Genomic DNA, 15,979 nt, shown 5'->3' with positions numbered 1-15,979 from the left:
TGTAGGAATGTCAAATTGAGAAATTTATGAATAATTCGGGTGCTTATAATCCGCAACTCGATCAATTTCATCGTATGCTGGGCTTCTTAGAGAGGGACCCTGGCAATGTCAGCCTTATGGAGAATGTTGTCTCTATGGGGGTGGATATACAGGAATGGAATGCGGTTGAGGGGTTGTTATCGGAGGCTACGAAGAGAGGGATGCGCACGCCTAAGCTTCTCGCTTACCATGGAACCGTGGTACTTCGTGCCGGCGATATAGAAACAGCAAAAGCTTTTTTTAAGGATGCGCATGAAGGCGGGCTAAGTGATGATGGTATTAACTATAACCTAGCGTTTTGCCACTATTTGAGCGGTGAGTACAGTGAAGCATTGCTGTGTTTGAATAGTGAGTCCTCGGAGGACTTTGCTCGAGAATATAGTGTGTTATACGCACGCTGCCAGCATCATCTAGGTGAAATTAGTGAAGCTATTTCTAGGCTTCAACGATGTGAGGCTTGTGCTACTGATATTGAAGCTCAAGCTTTACTATCATTGTTAACTTATGACTCTGGAGAATTAGAGCTGGCGATAGCCAAGGCTAGTGCCGTGCTGGATCTTGTTGTCCCCGGCAAGCGGTCGATGGATGCGTTACTGGCCAAGGGTGGCGCGCTAACTGATTTGAGGCGGTATGATGAGGCTGCTCCGCTATTCGAAGAGTTGACTCAAGGCTTTCCCGATATTGGGCGAGGTTGGTACGGACTTGCACTTTTACAATTTAATAACTTTAAAATCGATGAGGCTCTTGAATCGATCACTATAGCATTAAAAACTATGGCCGATCACCTCGGCAGTTGGCACCTTCAGGCGTGGTGCTATATCTCCCGCTCTGAGTTAGATGGGGCGCTAGAAGCCTTTAAGACGGCCTACAAACTTGATCGTGGCTTTGGCGAAACTCATGGGGGGTTAGCAGCTGTTTATGCCCTGCAGGGAGAGAGAGCACTCGCCAATAAGCATTTAAAGTTAGCGAGAAAGCTAAATGCGGCTGGTATGGCAACGATATATGCAGAGATGGTTATGTTGAACAGAAGTGGGCAGCATGAGCAAGCGAAAAAGCTGTTCGATACTGCGAAATCAGCAAAGAATGAACAGCTAGGTGTTATTCCAGAAATATTGATTAATGAACGTTTAGAGGCGCTATCTCGAGAGGGAGGCCCGATTGATGTTGGAGAGAATAATGTTGGACATTGAAGAATATTTTCATCTCGCTGTGGATGCCAGTAAAAAATCTGAGCACCATGAGGCTTTAAAATATTTACATTTGGTTCTTGAGCAGGATTCGGACCACAGTGCCGCCATTTATTTGATGGCCGCAGAGCACGCTGAGCTAGGCATGCTTGACCGTGCGGCAGCGGGAATGGCCCGTGCTTTACTGCTCGATCCGAGCTTGGAAATGGCACGTTTTCAACTGGCTATGCTGCATATGCAGCTGGGGCAACAGGCCGAGTCTATTAAAGAGCTGGAAAAATTGAAGGAGGTAGTAAAACTACCTAACTTAAAATTATATACAAGCGCCATGTTGAATGTGTTTTCAGATAACGTAAAGGTGGCCGTTGGCGAGATACGAGCGGGGCTTGAATTACCTACAGACAATCCCGCATTGAATGACTCGATGAGGCAGGTGATTCTGATGTTGGAGCAGGGCCCCAGCGATGGTATTGGCTCAGGGGCTGTACAGCCTTCAGCGGCAGCGATATCTGCACCCAAGGCTGGAGAGGATACGTCGGGGTCTGTATTCCTAGGCGAATATAAAACGAGTCAAATAAAAATTGATTCGTGATTAAAATTGGCAGTGAACAGATCACCAGCTTATTGCGCTCATTAGCACTCAGTGAGGCTTCCACGGTTTCACCTGCCGCGAATTCAGTTAAGCCAAAAGCGACTCAGCCGGTATCGAGAGCAAAACGCGACCCGGCTGTTTTAAAGGACAACATTGCAAAGCGGTTAAAGCGTCTTCGAGCCGAGGGCGAAGACCTTACTGAAAGCGCTCCTACAGTTACCGTTCAAGAAATATTGCTTTGGGAGTTTGGGGAAGAAATTTTAAACCATGCTGAATTTAAGCCGGTAGTTGATGCCATTGTAAACGTCATATCCAAGAATGATCAGACGAAGCAGCACCTGATCGAGCTTATAGCTACACTCGTTGGAGAGTAGCTTCCCTTCTTTTATTCCCCAGTTTTTCCATTAGCGAGATAGGTTCGAGCGTTCGTATAAAGTCCGGGTGCCAGCCTTATTTTAACTGGGTTAATCCTGCGCTACCTTAGGCACGGTAAGGCTAAATGGCCATTCCTGGCGGTTAACGGGATTCCTTTTTGCTACTACTTAGTTTTTGAAGAAGTCGATATTTGTATTTAGTTTAGCCGATGTGAGTGATATTTGAGCGGAAATTATTTTTTTATCATATAAATCAAATTTTTTCGTAAAAACGCTAAACATTTCCCTCAATAACCAGACTTAAGAGCAGTAGCCAAATTTATTGCGGAGGCGCGTGGAAAGGTTTTATATCTCTTTTGCGAAATTAACGTAAAGAATACATTAAGGGTATTAAGGTTAAGCGCCAAACCAACCACACCCTAGCCAAGCTGCACATTCCAAGGCAGCAATGCCTCAATCTGCTCAACATTTTGCACATTGGGCAGTTCTTTAAATATGTGTTGCAAATAGTCGTACGTATTCAGGTCGTTAGCCTTGGCTGTTTCTATCAGACTGTAAACAATAACAATAACAATAACAATATAAGGACATCCAATAACTTGACACAAAAACAAAAATCCACAACTTGACGCTACTGGCTATAGCGAACGGCCTTTTTGTTAACGTACTCTCCCATTTTTATTTTCAATCCCTTTTTGTCAAAAACGATGTCGTTGCTCTCCTCGCCCTGTATAGAAACATGATGTTCCTTACCAATATCGATATCCCCAAAATTAACGTTGCTTGCATTGCGCAGGTCTATAGCGTTTTGTTGCTGCGATAGTACGGTAACGTTGTTGATACTAATGTTATCGGCATCTGTTATTTGTATACCTTTGTTCGATTCAAAATAGGCGTTTTCAAGGGTGACATTACGCAGTTTCATTTCGGGCAAGCCCTGTAGAAAAGCGGCTATTCCCACATTAAGTGCGCGAACATTTTTTATAGATATATCTTTAAATTGCGGGGTTTTCTCGTCTACCGGTGGTACGTCGTCTTTGTTTTTCTTGCCCGGCTCCCATAATACTTTGTTGGAGTAGTACAGGTTGAAATTTATAGCGCCCTTGGCGATGTCGATCATATCAATATCGGATATCCAAATGTTTTCTACTACGCCACCACGCCCGCGCGTGCTTTTAAAGCGAATACCGATATCGGTACCAATAAAGGTTGCCTTGGAGAAAGATACATTTTTTACTCCGCCCGACATTTCGCTACCGAGTACAAACCCGCCATGGCCGTGGTATACCACGTTATCTTGAATAATCAGGTTTTCGCTCGGTATACCGCGGCGGCGACCGTCTTCATTTTTTCCAGATTTAAGGCAAATAGCGTCGTCACCCACATCAAACCGGTTTTTGTAGACCAACACGTTCTTCACTGATTCTAGGTCTATGCCATCCCCGTTTTGAGCAAACCAGGGATTTCGTACCTGCACATTCCTCACTACAATATTTTTGCTCATAAGTAGATGCAGGTTCCAGGCGGGCGAGTTTTGGAAGGTTGGGCCATCCAGTAAAATTCTATCGGTATTCACCAACGCCACCATTACAGGGCGTAGCCAATGTTTTATGGCTTGTGCCTGCTTTTTGTTGTATTTGAAGATGTTGTCAGTCTTCATCGCTTTCGCACCCTGCAGCGACTCCTGAGAGGGAAACCAGACTTTGCCATCGTCGGATACAATACCGCCACTGGCCACCAGTTTTTTCCATTGGCCATCGGTCATTTTCGATTTCTTCACTAGCCGCCAGTCGCCGCCAGATCCATCAATAGTGCCTTGGCCGGTAATGGCAATATCGGTCAAATTGTTGGCATAAATGGGGCTTATAGGCCGCCAAGCGTTTAGGCCTTCATAGCTGGTGTCGATGAGTTCGTAGAGGTCTTTGTCGGGAATGAATTTAACCAAGGCACCACTTTGTACATGTAAGTCGATATGACTTTTAAGCACGATAGGGCCGCTTAACCAAATACCCCTCGGTACTATTAAGCGACCACCACCTTTCTCGGAAAGGTGGTTAATGGCTTTGGCGAAAGCGCCTGTATTGACTGAAACGCCATCACCCACGCCGCCAAATTTTTCAATGGAAACCTCATAGCGGGGAATTTTGGGCAGCGCGACCAGAGGCATGTTAAATGGCAGGTTCTTGTATAAAGGCCCGAAATTATCGTCGTAACTAATATTTCGCGCCTGCGCTAGCGGTTGAGCCGATATAAGCCATGCCAGAAGGACATAAACCACGTTTGTATATTTCATTTAGCCACCCTATTTTCAAAATGAGTAAAATTACGCTACCTGCCCGCCGATTTTCAATGTTTCCAAGTCTGGCTACAGTTTTTTTGAAGACATTAGCTAATGATAGTTAAAAACACAGGAACCACGCACTGTAGTCACCCGTGGGATTGGTTCTAGGTTTGGGACGGATAGTAGCGCTATTCTTTGGTGAATCTTGATGAGGGTAATAGTTCGAGGAACTTTGTGCCGTACCGGGAATGTGTGTGAGCTCAGAATATGTGTTTTTGTCATTTACGGGAGTATCGATTGCTCCTGTGCAGCCGACATTTAACATTGGGTGGTTAATGTTAGTCACAGCGGAAAGCGACAAAACAGAAAAGTTTGGATTTTGCGGTTTTTGTTTTGTTATCCCTGTACCAGTACTAATGCGCTGCGCGCCATTGCTCCTCCTTTTGCCAATGCGAGATGGCCGGAGAAACAGTCTTTTAGTGTATGCGCTAAGGTCTTCATTGATGATGGCTGTGTCAGATAAATTTACAGAAACCCCCTATAGCAATAATGCTAAAGTAGTATTTGTTACGTTTAATTGTGACCCAAGTCACTAATATATAAGAAAAATTTGGCATATAAAAAACCTTTTTGTTCGTTTGGCGCGTATTGGCACACTACGTGCTCTTGAATACGTATCACTGGAAAATGCTGGTGAATACAATAATTTTTGGAGTGAACAATGAAGAATGTTTTGCTAACACTGAAGTACTCGCTGGCCATCTTGGCCCTAGGCTTTACCCTTAGCGCTAACGCAGCGCTAATTTGGGACAATGGTACCGGTACCGATAATATCGGTGGGCATTGCTCCTCTTGTGGAGACATGGACGCGCATACTATGTTCGACAATTTTTCGCTTACGGCCGGTGTAGCTGATTTAACCGTAGAGTGGGATGCGAGCTTTTACAATATTCTGCCAACGGCTGGTGCAGATACCGATGTTCGTTTAAGCATCTGGAATGCCTATAATCAAGATCAGGTTTGGACAAACGTATTTGATTTCCAAGAGTTGGATCTGCTTTCTACTAACAAGACTCAAGGCGTCAATGCGAACGTAACCCTTTCAGCTCTTTTGAGCGGCGTAAATCTGGGTGCAGGCGATTACTGGATCTCTTTTTCTGGCGATGATATGCACTTTGATACGCTAGGCGCCGGTAACGCCGGTCAGGTTGGTCTCGGTTCTCTCGGAAACGGTGGAACACCACAAAATGTATCCGAGCTGAGCTTTCGTTTGCACTCAGCTGAAGTTCCAGAGCCATCAAGTCTTGGCTTGTTGGGCTTAGGTATTCTTGCTTTAGGCGTTTCTCGTCGTCGTTTTATTAAGTAGTTCTTTGTTCTAGAAAGAAACCGGAGGTGTTATTGCCTCCGGTTTTTTGTGGTTTACCTTTGTCTGAATCTGGATAAAGCGCCTTTTTTTTTTGGCTGTTTCGTTAGTCTCATATTACTCTTTACCTTATCGCTAAGGTGGAAGTTGTCAGAAATAGAACTATGGATTGGGGAGTTTAGTTCCTCTCGTGCCTCCACTAGCGGTTGAGCCGATATAAGCCATGCCAGAAGGAGGCAAGCCACGTTTGCATATTCTATATTCAATTAAAGCACCGAATTTGCAAATTTAGTGGGATCATACTACCCAGTTGCCCAATAGCGACGATGAGTTCAAATCAGCCTTCAGTTTCGCTGTAGAGTATTTTATGATAGTTAAAAAGCGGGGCTCACGTATTAGGCTAATGAGCCATGGTTTAAGAGTCGAGTATTGTTACGAAAAGGGTAGTTGGATACCGACGACAATTATTACAGGTTTCTTACGTCGTTATTGCTATATCTGACTATACTTCCTGTATATAGCGAGCTTTCCAGTTGTTCTCACACCCATCGTTTTTCTATCAATTGTTTCTATGAAAAATAGTTTCAAATATTTCATTCGCCGCATCTGTTGGGTGCTCGCTTGCTTGGGTTGTGCGCCTGAGGGGCTCGTTGCCAATGAACAGCGAGATATGGTGATTGCTGCCAAGCCACATACAAACAAAGATAGACGTTTAGATTATAGCTTCGAGTTGCTGGGGATTGCACTGGAGGCCACCCGAGGTCCATACGGCGACTATGATCTGGTTCGATCACCGCTGCCAATGTTTCGTGAGCGCCAGTACCGGGAACTGCATACTGGGAATTTACTCAACGTGATGATATCGCCGCCTAAACTTGGTTGGGAAGGTAAGGTTACGCGCGTTAAATTTCCACTCCAAAAAGGGGTTGCGAGCTTTCGTTTGGCTTTGGTGACGAAAAAGAACAAAGACCTTCTTGAGAATGCAGTAGTTCTGGACGATTTTCGGCAGTTTACCATTGGAGTAAACAACCACTGGTCTACAACGCAGGTATTGCGTTCGCATTCTATGAACGTAGTAGTTGGGGAAAGCTATTTAAGTTTATTCGATATGCTAAGAGTGGGTAGGTTTCAGTTGTTTCCACGGGGGTTGAACGAGATTCATCGGGAGTATGATGATTTTAAACAAGAAATGCCAGAGCTTGTCATAGAGAAACATACGGCCATGGTCATGTACTTACCTAGCTATTTTTATGTTTCACCCGAAACTCCACAGATTGCTGAAAGACTGGAAGTGGGCTTACGCATCGCGTCACGAATGGGCGCATATGATAAGGTCTTCGATAAATATTTTGGTAGTGTTGTTGCCAGAGCGCAATTAGATAAAAGACGTTTAATATTTTTGGAGAACGGTAATCTATCACCCGACATGATGTTTGAAGATATGCCCTACCTATTGCCGTTTTTTCGGGATTTGAAAAGCCGTTAAAAACGCTCGGTAGGGGTTGGACGTATTGTCATAATGGATTGAGTGCTTGAGAGGAGTTATAGTTTTCATTTTTGAGTTGATGCCAGTCAACGATGTCCAGTGGCCTCGTTCTTTTTCGATTCTTTTGTTTTTTTACTACTTTTTATTGTTGTCATACTAAATTACGGAAAAATTGTAGCGAGCCTTTTACTTTCAGTTTGAAGTCGTGTGAATGCTCAGTGCGCGACCGCATTTGGGCGCAGTGTAGGGTGGCTTATTATAAGAGATTTTTCCTGACTATTCTGACGAGTCAAAAAACAAGCCTAGCAGATACGCGGTAGTGGCTCGTCCTCAAGCGGCGATAAAAGCCGCTGGCCGCCGATGGTTGTATTAATGACTACCTGTTGATGAGCGTTGGTAAGCTCGCCGATTACAGCGGCTTCTTGCCCTAAGGGCTGGTTTCGCCAGCGTGCAATTAGGTCCTCTGCAATACTACTTTCGACCGCAGCGACTATACGACCTTCGCAGGCAAGGCTTAGCGGGTCGTAGCCGAGGATGTTACACACGGTATTTACCTCCGGTTGAATGGGAAGTGAATGTTCACAAAGTTCAATGCCTAGTTTACTAAAGTGACTCCAGTCATGAACAACCATATTGAGCCCGCCGCGGGTTGGATCGCGCAGTAATTTAACGGCGTTTGGGTTTTTTAATTGGCGTAGTGCTGCCACTAGTGGCCACACGTTGGCGGAGTCGGATTGAATTTCGCTGTGTAGTCCAAAATCTTCACGGGCCATCATCACGGCAATTCCATGATTACCGATGGGGCCCGAAATAATGACTTTATCACCTGCCTGCAATCTATTTGGGTGCAATTGAAATTCGGGTAGTTTTTCGCCAATACCGGTTGTAGCGAAATAGATTCCGCCCCCATGGCCGCGAGGTACAACCTTGGTGTCGCCGGTGACGATAGATATTTTTGCCTCATTGGCAGCGCTGGCCATGGCGGAAATTATGTTATCGAGCTCGCTAAACGGCAGGCCTTCTTCTATAAAAGCATTTAAGCTTAGATAGCGTGCACGAGCACCGGATACGGCCAAATCGTTTGCGGTACCGTGAATGGCGAGGCTGCCGATATTGCCGCCGGGGAAAAAGAGGGGTTGCACGGTAAAGCCATCGGTGGTCATCGCCCACTGGTTGCCGGCAAGGTTTAGCTGGGCGGCATCTAAATCGGTGTTGAGGTGCGTGTTGGCCAGCTTACGGGCAAAGCACTCCTCTACTAGTTCGCGCATTAATAGGCCGCCATTGCCGTGCGCAAGTGTTATTCGTTTACTCATGGCCCGCACTCCACCAAATTCTACAGGCGCCTTCGTCCGATACCATACAGGGCCCTAGCGGTTGGCGTGGGCTACAGCTGGTGCCATACAGTGGGCATTGGTTCGGTAAGCCTTTAGCCATAACAACCTCTGCGCATTTACAATTTTTAGGCATTGTATTTTGACTGTAGGCTTCGTGTATGGCGAGGCTGATATCAGCATAGTGATTGTGTGCATCGAGTTCAGCTAGTGCGGGTACTAAGGTGAAACCAGAATTGTTAATTGAGCCAATACCGCGCCATTGCGATGACGTAACCTTAAAGCAGCGATCTAACAGGGTTTGCGCGTGTAAATTACCGTGTGTTTTTACCGCCTGGGGGTAGCAATTTTCGAGCTGTGGTTTGTGACTAATTTGCTGTTGCAATATTGAGTGAAATGCCCGCAATAGACTCTCGCTCTCAAAGCCCGCAATGGCACTTGGAATTTTAAATTCGTCAGGAATAAATTGCCATTCATGCGCTCCCATAACGGTCGCCACATGACCGGGTGCGATTAGCCCGTGGATGGGAGCCGATTCTGCGTCTGCCAACAATTTGCGCACAGCTGGCCAGGTTTTTCTCCCGGAAATTAAAAACAGAAGATTACGGGGTAGGCTATGCGAAAAAAATTCCGTTAGCAGAGCGGCAACCGGTGCCATGGTGGTTTCAAATCCTGCGGCAAAAAATACCACGGTTTTATTTGGCTGTTGCGCGGCTATTTTTTTTGCCTCTAGTGGCGATGCAATAGGCTGAATGTCCGCTCCGGCTGCTTTTGCTTGCGACAGGGATTTAACCGATTTTGGCAGTAGTTTGCACGGGTTTGTTCTGTTTATGGGTACCCGTAATAAATCGCCAAATGCCAGAAGTACAACATTGGCTTGCATGGCAATGGCTATTGCCAGTGCTATATCCGCTTCTGGGCACACGCATACGGGGCAGCCTGGGCCGGGGATCAGGTTTAGGCCCTTGGGTAATACGCCGCGTAGCCCTGCGTGGGTAATACTGCGTTCGTGGCCGCCACAAACATTGAGTAGGTTAAATGGGGCCGCTAGTTCTGGCAGTTGGTGAATTTTGTCTAGCCAAAGCTGTGCGCCACTGGTGTTCACGGTAAGTCAATTATCGCGTCGTGGGTGGATTGAGCGGCCTCGACTTGTGTTTGTAGCCAGTGTACCCAGCTGTCCATATTTAATCCGGTTTTCGCGGAAAGCGACCAAATGTCACCGTCGTTGGCTAGCCTCTGGAAATTTTTTGTGGCACGGGCAATGGAGAAATCGTCGAAAAACGCTAGCAGCTCTACTTTTGAGATAATCATGCCGTCCACTTTTCGAAACATAACCGGGTATTTGAGTGGTTTATCGTCGCCTTCTGTGGTGGAAAGTAAAACGATATTTTTGTGTTGTCCAAGGTCGAACGCGGCGGGGCAAACTAGGTTGCCCACGTTTTCTATAAAAATAAGGTCGAGGTTGGCTAAATCCAATTTTTTCAGCGCATCCTCAATATAGTGAGCGTCTAGATGACAGGCGCTGCCGGTGGTAATTTGAATGGCTTCTACACCTTGTTTTCGAATACGAATGGCATCGTTTTCGGTTTCAAGATCACCTTCAATCACGGCTATACGCAGTTGCTTATGCATGCGCCCAATAGTTGCTTCTAGCAATCGGGTTTTACCTGCCCCCGGAGATGACATAAGGTTCAGACAAAATATAGTGTGCTTTTTTAGTCGTTCGCGATTAGCCGATGCCTGCTTATCGTTGTTTGACATAATGCTGTGTAGAAGTGTGTGATTGTGTTTGGATACGGCGAGCGGGGCTACAAGTTTAGCGGTGTTTAGTAATGGCTGTTGTTTTCTGGGGTGAAGCATACAGCCGCAGGTTTCACACACGGGGGCTGCCCTCCACGGGGGGGCGGCCGAATAAAATACTCGCGGGGTCGCCGGGTTGTGGATGCATGGCGAGGTTAACCAGTAATAACTCGTCGCCGGAAAGCATTTGAGTTTTATGTGCTTCGTTGTGCGCACAAGATAGGTAATTTTTACGAAATTGATGGTGATCTACGTTAAATTTTGTATCGCAATCGTGGCAATATACAGAAGCGGGAACTTCTTCAATGTGTAGCTCTACACGAGGCGCAAAAAACACATTGTGGTAGGGTCTGTATTTGTCGGCTTTCAGTGTTGGCCAGTAACAATGAAAGTCATGTAGAGCAACTTCAAAGGCGCGTTGCATCAAGTGTTTGTCTACCCCGGAAAATAAACCCATGCGCACGGACAAGGCTGTAATCACTAGGTTGTCGTTGGTAGCCGGTGTGTGGGGGTTTTGTTCTGTATATTCGCTGCGAGCTATTCTATGAGCTTCGCGCAACAGGTTTTGACACAGGCTGAATTCATGCATGTTGGTTGCCGTCATCGGAGTTGTTGTGACAAATTTTCATGTCGCTGGCTTGCTGCATGGCATCGTAACTTTCCCAGCAGGTACGGGCGTCGGGCGCAGGCACCTTCTGAATGGCATAACCCAGATGTACCAGTACAAAATCACCAACAGCAATGGCTTGGTCTTCGATCAGCTGAAGGGAAACGTCCCGAGAGACACCGCAGGCTTCGCATCTTGCCAGCTTATCGTTTAGGGTTTTGATTTGCATTGGAACAGCGAGGCACATCACTACACCTTATAGAAATACGGAAACACTCTGCAGTTTATGCTGCGCAAAGGTGAAGTTGTTTGATATAACGCATATTTGGCTGCGGTCATTTCGTCTACTTTTAGAAAAGGAAAATTGTCTTGTAATGCGATTTTCCCTATTTCGCGCTTGTACCCTGTTTTTTGATGACAAAATTTGGTTGCGATCGTTATAAGCGAACACTTAGTTCGCTTTTGCTGTACGAGTTGACGTTTAAGAATCGTTTTTCGGTGTGTCAACGGCGTGCTTAGTTGGCCAGTCTCCTTCTGAGTACAACAATAGTTATAGGTGATTTTCACCGAAAAATCCTTCCTTATTATCTCCGCAACCTAGGGGATACGCGCGGTGAGAAACACCACAATGCGCAACAAATCTAGTTATTCGATTTTAGTCTAACGTGATACCCAGTCGGAATATTGGGTTGCGTATGCCAATCACTGAGGCGCGTTAACACTCAACCTAATAAATGATCTATACAGGAGTGCTAGCAGCCTTTGGCAAAAGGAATCTCGTTATGGCTGTTCATTTTCTTGCGGTGGAGCATCTGCCCAGCTTACTCACTGCCCTAAAAGTACATGGATACGATGTTGTTGGCCCCATGGTTCGCGATGGCGCAATTGTTTACGATCATCTTGAAGATATATCTGAATTGCCTCTTGGGGTGATGTCTGTTCAGCGGCCCGGTACTTATCGTTTGTCGGAATCCACTTCCGGTCGATATTTTTCCTGGGCAAATGGCCCTAGTGCACTTAAGCCCCTTTTATATAAAGCCCGTCAAGCCCTGTGGACAGTCGAACAGGTGGCCGTGGCTACGGTAGATGGTTTGGTGTTTAAGGACACCTTGCCGGAGCCAGTTAAAACGGCGGTTATCGGTGTGCGCCCCTGCGATATCGCCGCAATGAAAATACAGGATCAACATTTTTTACAAAGTGATTATGTCGACCCGTACTACCAGGCGGAGCGCAACAGTTTGTTTACTGTCGCGGTTAATTGCAGTACGTCAAACGACACGTGTTTTTGTGCGTCGACAGGGGACGGCCCGGCGCTAGATGACGGTTACGACTTATTGCTAGATGAGCTGGAGTCGGGTTTTCTCATTCGATCTGGTTCAGACGCGGGCACGGCCATTTTAGAGAAGCTACCGATTATGAAAGCGGGTTCGGATTTAATTGAGCTTGCCGAGCAACAGTCTCAAAAAGCAGCAGAAAAGCAAAAACGGTATTTAATAGATGAAAATATGCATGCCAATTTATTCTCGCAATTAGATAGCCGGCGTTGGTACGACATAGCTGATCGCTGTTTGTCTTGTGGTAATTGTACTTCGGTTTGCCCCACCTGCTTTTGTCACAGAGAAACCGAGACCGCTGATTTGGATGGTACAAAGTCTACGCATTATCGTGAATGGAGCAGTTGTTTTAACGCTGACCACAGTGTAATGCACGGTCATGCTTTGCGTGATAGTAGCGAGTTGCGTTACCGGCAATGGATGCTGCACAAATTGGGCAGTTGGATAAATCAGTATGGTCGATCTGGCTGCGTAGGCTGTGGCCGCTGTATTGCCTGGTGTCCGGTTGGCATCGATTTTCCGGCAGAGGCCAATGCTATTAGTGGGGAGTTTGACCTATGGGAACAGTAGAAATGGAATCGACCCCGGTTGCATGCACTGCACAGCAAAAAATGAGCAACGCTTATGTGCCGATGTCGGCCACGATTGTTGAACGCATTGAGGAAACTCCGGGTATTTTTACGTGGAAGCTGCGCTTTGACAAAAGCCGTGATCGCGCGGCTTTCAGCTACAACGCTGGGCAGTTCAACATGGTGTATTTGTTTGGTATTGGAGAGGTGGCGATCTCTATTATGGGTAGCGATGGTGATTGTTTTTTACATACCATTCAGGCAGTGGGGCGGGTGACGAATGCCATGGCGAATTTATGTGTAGGGGCTCGCGTTGGTGTTCGTGGGCCCTATGGCCAAGGCTGGCCAATGGTGCAGTCTAAAAGTCGGGATCTGGTATTCGTGACCGGCGGTTTAGGTTCTGCACCGGTTATTTCGGCCATTCGTGAAGCTATTGCCCATCGTGATGATTATGGTCGTATTGTAATTATGCAAACGGTTTTACACCGTGATGACATGCTGTGGGAAGCACAATATGAACAGTGGCGAGGCATCCGTGCAGTGCAAGTATTGTTGGCGTCGGATAAAGAAAAGCAAGCCGACCCTAACTGGCGAAAAGGACGCGCGGCGGCACTTTTTCGCGAAGCCAAATTTGACATTAACCACTGCACCATTATGTGCTGTGGCCCGCATCCAATGATGACCAGTACGTCGCGTCTATTGCTGGAGGTAGGCGTTAAAGAAACCGATATTTATTTAAGCCTTGAACGCAATATGCAGTGTGCGCTTGGTCATTGTGGACACTGCCAAATGGACGAAGCTTTTGTGTGCAAGGACGGCCCGGTGTTTACCTATAAACGCATTAAAGATGTGCTTGAACGTAGGGGATTTTAGCGATGACGATAGTAATAAAAAAACCACGTGTAAGTGTACATAAATTTACCTCCTGCTCGGGCTGTCAGTTGGCGTTTATTAATATGGGTGAAGATTTAATAAAACTCACACAACTGGTGGATATTATTCATTTTGCTGAAGCCGGCCCCCTTGGGCCAGACGAAGAGGTGGATATTAGTTTTATTGAGGGCTCTATTACCACCCCCCATGACGTTGAACGATTAGAAAGTATTCGTGAACACAGTACGTTTGTTATTACTGTAGGGGCCTGTGCGACGTCTGGTGGTATTCAGGCATTAAAAAATAACGCCGACAGTGATCTGTGGATGCGCTCTGTGTATGCCAAGCCAGAATATATTAGTTCGCTTTCCACTTCCGCTGCGGTTAAAAAGCATGTGAAAGTGGACTTTGAGCTCTGGGGTTGCCCGGTGGACGTTAAGCAAATGCTGGCGGCTGTGCGCCAGTTGTTGTTCGGCGTTGCACCATTAGATTTAAACGAAAAAGTATGCCAGGAATGTAAGCGACGCAATACAGTTTGTATATTGGTAACCAAAGGTGAGCCCTGTATGGGGCCTGTAACCCGCGCCGGGTGCGGTGCGCTCTGCCCTTCTTATGGCGCCGCCTGCTATGCCTGTTATGGCCCCGCCGAAAACGCTAATGTCGAGCAGTTGGGTAAACGCTTTATTGGCCTAGGGTTTACGCCAAATAGAGTGAAACAAAAATTTTTATCGTTCCACAATGCAACACCGGAATTTTCTAAGGCCAATGTTTTCTGGGCCGATGGGGAAGGGGTTAAATTATGAAAGAGTCTGATTTAAATTCCAGTTCCAGTGCTAGCGTCGAATATAGTCCCGAACGGGATATCGACATAAATGTGCCTGTTATGGTTCGCGTTGAAGGTGAGGGTGCGCTCGAATTTACCGCAAAAAATGGTGAGGTAGAAAAGCTGCGCTTAAAAATCTACGAACCGCCGCGGCTTTTCGAACAGTTTTTGGAAGGTCAGGAGTATACGCAGGTGCCCATTATGGCCGCGCGTATTTGCGGTATTTGCCCCATCGCGTACCAGATGACTTCTATACGCGCTATAGAGCGTTTGTTTGGTGTAGACCCCGGTCCGTGGGTGCATGATATGCGTAGAATTGTGCAGTGTGGCGAGTGGTTGCAAAGCCATGCATTGCATATTCACTTGCTGGCAACGCCGGATTTTCTGGGATACGACAACGCGATTGCCATGGCCCAGGATCATCCGGATACAGTAAAACGAGGCATGAAACTGCAGGGCTTGGGTAATGATTTGTTGACGTTACTGGGGGGACGCTCCGTCCACCCGATTGGATTGCGGGTAGGCGGTTTTTATCGTGCCCCGGAAAAGCGAGAGGTGAGCGACCTGGTTGACCGGCTTGAAGACGCACTCGATGATGCCCGCGGTGTGGTGGAGTGGACGGCGGGCTTATCGTTGCCTGTTGATATACAGGCCTTTAACTGTGTGGCGGTGCATCACGACCATGAGTATGGCATGAACGAAGGGCGGGTGGTGTCCTCCATGCACCAAGAGGTGGACTTTGATGAATACCCACAGCGTTTTCGCGAACATCAGGTAAAGCATTCAACGGCGTTTTACTCTACTTTGGATGGTGAAGGTTATTTGGTAGGGCCTTTGGCGAGGGTTAATCTCAATTTCGAGCAGCTTCCTCAGGAGGTTAAAAACCTGTGTGCCGATGTGGGTTTGAAATTCCCGAGCATGAATATGTTTGATAATGTACGTGCGCGGGCACTTGAGAGCTACTACAGTATTCTTGAAGCATTGCGTTTATTGAAAGACTATCAGCGCCCGCGCCAGCCCTATGTGGAAGTAACACCCCGAGCAGGTATTGCTCGCCACTGTACCGAGGCGCCGCGTGGACTGATCTTCCATCAGTTCAAAATCGATGGTAATGGCAAGGTGGAGACGGCCTGCATGATTCCGCCCACGAGTCAGAACCAAGCGAGCATTGAATCTAACCTGAAAAATGCGGTGCTAGAGTTTGGGTTGGACAACAGTGACGATGACCTACGGATGTTGTGTGAAAAAATTATTCGTAATTACGATCCCTGTATTTCCTGTTCTACTCATTTCCTGAATTTAACGGTACACCGGAAATAA

General features: G+C 46.7%; 15 protein-coding genes and 1 pseudogene. 9 read left to right on the top strand and 7 right to left on the bottom strand.

What is annotated here, in order from left to right; all coding sequences use genetic code 11:
• Positions 1 to 26 precede the first annotated feature (26 nt).
• From H5336_RS07640 to H5336_RS07630, 3 genes are read left to right on the top strand one after another with little or no spacing between them, the layout of a single operon-like run.
• Positions 27 to 1,229: a tetratricopeptide repeat protein gene (locus tag H5336_RS07640; RefSeq protein ID WP_185232969.1), complete on the top strand. Its 1,203-nt coding sequence runs from the start codon at positions 27 to 29 to the stop codon at positions 1,227 to 1,229.
• Complete coding sequence (locus tag H5336_RS07635; protein WP_185232967.1) at positions 1,216 to 1,818, top strand: hypothetical protein; 603 nt, start codon at positions 1,216 to 1,218, stop codon at positions 1,816 to 1,818. Before H5336_RS07640 ends, H5336_RS07635 begins: the two co-directional genes overlap by 14 nt.
• The gene (locus tag H5336_RS07630) at positions 1,815 to 2,192 is read left to right on the top strand and encodes a hypothetical protein (protein ID WP_185232965.1); all 378 of its coding nucleotides are present in this window, start codon (positions 1,815 to 1,817) and stop codon (positions 2,190 to 2,192) included. Before H5336_RS07635 ends, H5336_RS07630 begins: the two co-directional genes overlap by 4 nt.
• Before the next feature lie 419 nt (positions 2,193 to 2,611).
• Here the strand turns inward: H5336_RS07630 and H5336_RS07625 are convergent.
• Positions 2,612 to 2,752: pseudogene (locus H5336_RS07625) on the bottom strand (transposase domain-containing protein); the annotation flags it as partial.
• Positions 2,753 to 2,823: 71 nt separating this feature from the next.
• Positions 2,824 to 4,485, bottom strand: coding sequence for a glycoside hydrolase family 28 protein (locus H5336_RS07620; protein WP_185232961.1), 1,662 nt, complete (start codon positions 4,483 to 4,485; stop codon positions 2,824 to 2,826).
• Positions 4,486 to 5,194: 709 nt separating this feature from the next.
• Here H5336_RS07620 and H5336_RS07615 point away from each other — a divergent pair.
• Together H5336_RS07615 and H5336_RS07610 are read left to right on the top strand one after the other, a co-directional pair.
• Positions 5,195 to 5,839 (top strand): PEP-CTERM sorting domain-containing protein, encoded by a 645-nt coding sequence (locus H5336_RS07615; protein WP_185232959.1) that lies wholly within the window; start codon positions 5,195 to 5,197, stop codon positions 5,837 to 5,839.
• A 568-nt stretch (positions 5,840 to 6,407) separates the two neighbouring features.
• Positions 6,408 to 7,322 carry a transporter substrate-binding domain-containing protein gene (locus tag H5336_RS07610; RefSeq protein ID WP_185232957.1) on the top strand — a complete coding sequence of 305 codons (915 nt, stop codon included), beginning with the start codon at positions 6,408 to 6,410 and terminating at the stop codon, positions 7,320 to 7,322.
• A 302-nt stretch (positions 7,323 to 7,624) separates the two neighbouring features.
• On the opposite strand, the gene hypE is transcribed toward H5336_RS07610, so the two are convergent.
• The 5 genes from hypE to H5336_RS07585 are packed head-to-tail and all read right to left on the bottom strand — an operon-like array spanning position 7,625 to position 11,307.
• Complete coding sequence (hypE, locus tag H5336_RS07605) at positions 7,625 to 8,635, bottom strand: hydrogenase expression/formation protein HypE (protein WP_185232955.1); 1,011 nt, start codon at positions 8,633 to 8,635, stop codon at positions 7,625 to 7,627.
• Complete coding sequence (hypD, locus tag H5336_RS07600; RefSeq protein WP_185232953.1) at positions 8,628 to 9,758, bottom strand: hydrogenase formation protein HypD; 1,131 nt, start codon at positions 9,756 to 9,758, stop codon at positions 8,628 to 8,630. Before hypD ends, hypE begins: the two co-directional genes overlap by 8 nt.
• Entirely contained in the window at positions 9,755 to 10,513 is a 759-nt protein-coding gene (gene hypB, locus H5336_RS07595; RefSeq protein WP_281385417.1) for a hydrogenase nickel incorporation protein HypB, read from the bottom strand. Before hypB ends, hypD begins: the two co-directional genes overlap by 4 nt.
• Positions 10,514 to 10,526: 13 nt before the next feature.
• Complete coding sequence (locus H5336_RS07590; protein WP_185232949.1) at positions 10,527 to 11,042, bottom strand: hydrogenase maturation nickel metallochaperone HypA/HybF; 516 nt, start codon at positions 11,040 to 11,042, stop codon at positions 10,527 to 10,529.
• On the bottom strand, positions 11,035 to 11,307 hold the full coding sequence (locus H5336_RS07585; protein WP_185232947.1) for a HypC/HybG/HupF family hydrogenase formation chaperone: 273 nt from the start codon (positions 11,305 to 11,307) through the stop codon (positions 11,035 to 11,037). Before H5336_RS07585 ends, H5336_RS07590 begins: the two co-directional genes overlap by 8 nt.
• Positions 11,308 to 11,842: 535 nt before the next feature.
• Here H5336_RS07585 and H5336_RS07580 point away from each other — a divergent pair.
• From H5336_RS07580 to H5336_RS07565, 4 genes are read left to right on the top strand one after another with little or no spacing between them, the layout of a single operon-like run.
• Complete coding sequence (locus H5336_RS07580; protein ID WP_185232945.1) at positions 11,843 to 12,964, top strand: 4Fe-4S dicluster domain-containing protein; 1,122 nt, start codon at positions 11,843 to 11,845, stop codon at positions 12,962 to 12,964.
• Positions 12,952 to 13,836, top strand: a complete 885-nt coding sequence (locus tag H5336_RS07575; protein WP_221628005.1) for an FAD/NAD(P)-binding protein — start codon at positions 12,952 to 12,954, stop codon at positions 13,834 to 13,836. The genes H5336_RS07580 and H5336_RS07575 overlap by 13 nt, the downstream gene beginning before the upstream one ends.
• 2 nt (positions 13,837 to 13,838) lie before the next feature.
• Positions 13,839 to 14,639, top strand: a complete 801-nt coding sequence (locus H5336_RS07570; RefSeq protein WP_185232943.1) for an NADH-quinone oxidoreductase subunit B family protein — start codon at positions 13,839 to 13,841, stop codon at positions 14,637 to 14,639.
• Positions 14,636 to 15,979, top strand: coding sequence for a Ni/Fe hydrogenase subunit alpha (locus H5336_RS07565; RefSeq protein ID WP_185232941.1), 1,344 nt, complete (start codon positions 14,636 to 14,638; stop codon positions 15,977 to 15,979). The genes H5336_RS07570 and H5336_RS07565 overlap by 4 nt, the downstream gene beginning before the upstream one ends.

It is taken from the genome of Teredinibacter franksiae (assembly GCF_014218805.1).
In the GTDB taxonomy this organism is placed as follows: Bacteria; Pseudomonadota; Gammaproteobacteria; order Pseudomonadales; family Cellvibrionaceae; genus Teredinibacter; species Teredinibacter franksiae.
The sequence above is the reverse complement of the archived record's forward strand: the minus strand, read 5'-3'. Positions and strand labels throughout refer to the sequence as shown.

Bases quoted from the DNA above. Each gene is read 5' to 3' on its own strand.
- H5336_RS07640 (WP_185232969.1), top strand. From the start codon at position 27: ATGAATAATTCGGGTGCTTATAATCCGCAACTCGATCAATTTCATCGT.
- H5336_RS07635 (WP_185232967.1), top strand. From the start codon at position 1,216: ATGTTGGACATTGAAGAATATTTTCATCTCGCTGTGGATGCCAGTAAA.
- H5336_RS07620 (WP_185232961.1), bottom strand. From the start codon at position 4,485: ATGAAATATACAAACGTGGTTTATGTCCTTCTGGCATGGCTTATATCG.
- H5336_RS07615 (WP_185232959.1), top strand. From the start codon at position 5,195: ATGAAGAATGTTTTGCTAACACTGAAGTACTCGCTGGCCATCTTGGCC.
- H5336_RS07610 (WP_185232957.1), top strand. From the start codon at position 6,408: ATGAAAAATAGTTTCAAATATTTCATTCGCCGCATCTGTTGGGTGCTC.
- hypE (WP_185232955.1), bottom strand. From the start codon at position 8,635: ATGAGTAAACGAATAACACTTGCGCACGGCAATGGCGGCCTATTAATG.
- hypB (WP_281385417.1), bottom strand. From the start codon at position 10,513: ATGCTTCACCCCAGAAAACAACAGCCATTACTAAACACCGCTAAACTT.
- H5336_RS07590 (WP_185232949.1), bottom strand. From the start codon at position 11,042: ATGCATGAATTCAGCCTGTGTCAAAACCTGTTGCGCGAAGCTCATAGA.
- H5336_RS07585 (WP_185232947.1), bottom strand. From the start codon at position 11,307: ATGTGCCTCGCTGTTCCAATGCAAATCAAAACCCTAAACGATAAGCTG.
- H5336_RS07580 (WP_185232945.1), top strand. From the start codon at position 11,843: ATGGCTGTTCATTTTCTTGCGGTGGAGCATCTGCCCAGCTTACTCACT.
- H5336_RS07575 (WP_221628005.1), top strand. From the start codon at position 12,952: ATGGGAACAGTAGAAATGGAATCGACCCCGGTTGCATGCACTGCACAG.
- H5336_RS07570 (WP_185232943.1), top strand. From the start codon at position 13,839: ATGACGATAGTAATAAAAAAACCACGTGTAAGTGTACATAAATTTACC.
- H5336_RS07565 (WP_185232941.1), top strand. From the start codon at position 14,636: ATGAAAGAGTCTGATTTAAATTCCAGTTCCAGTGCTAGCGTCGAATAT.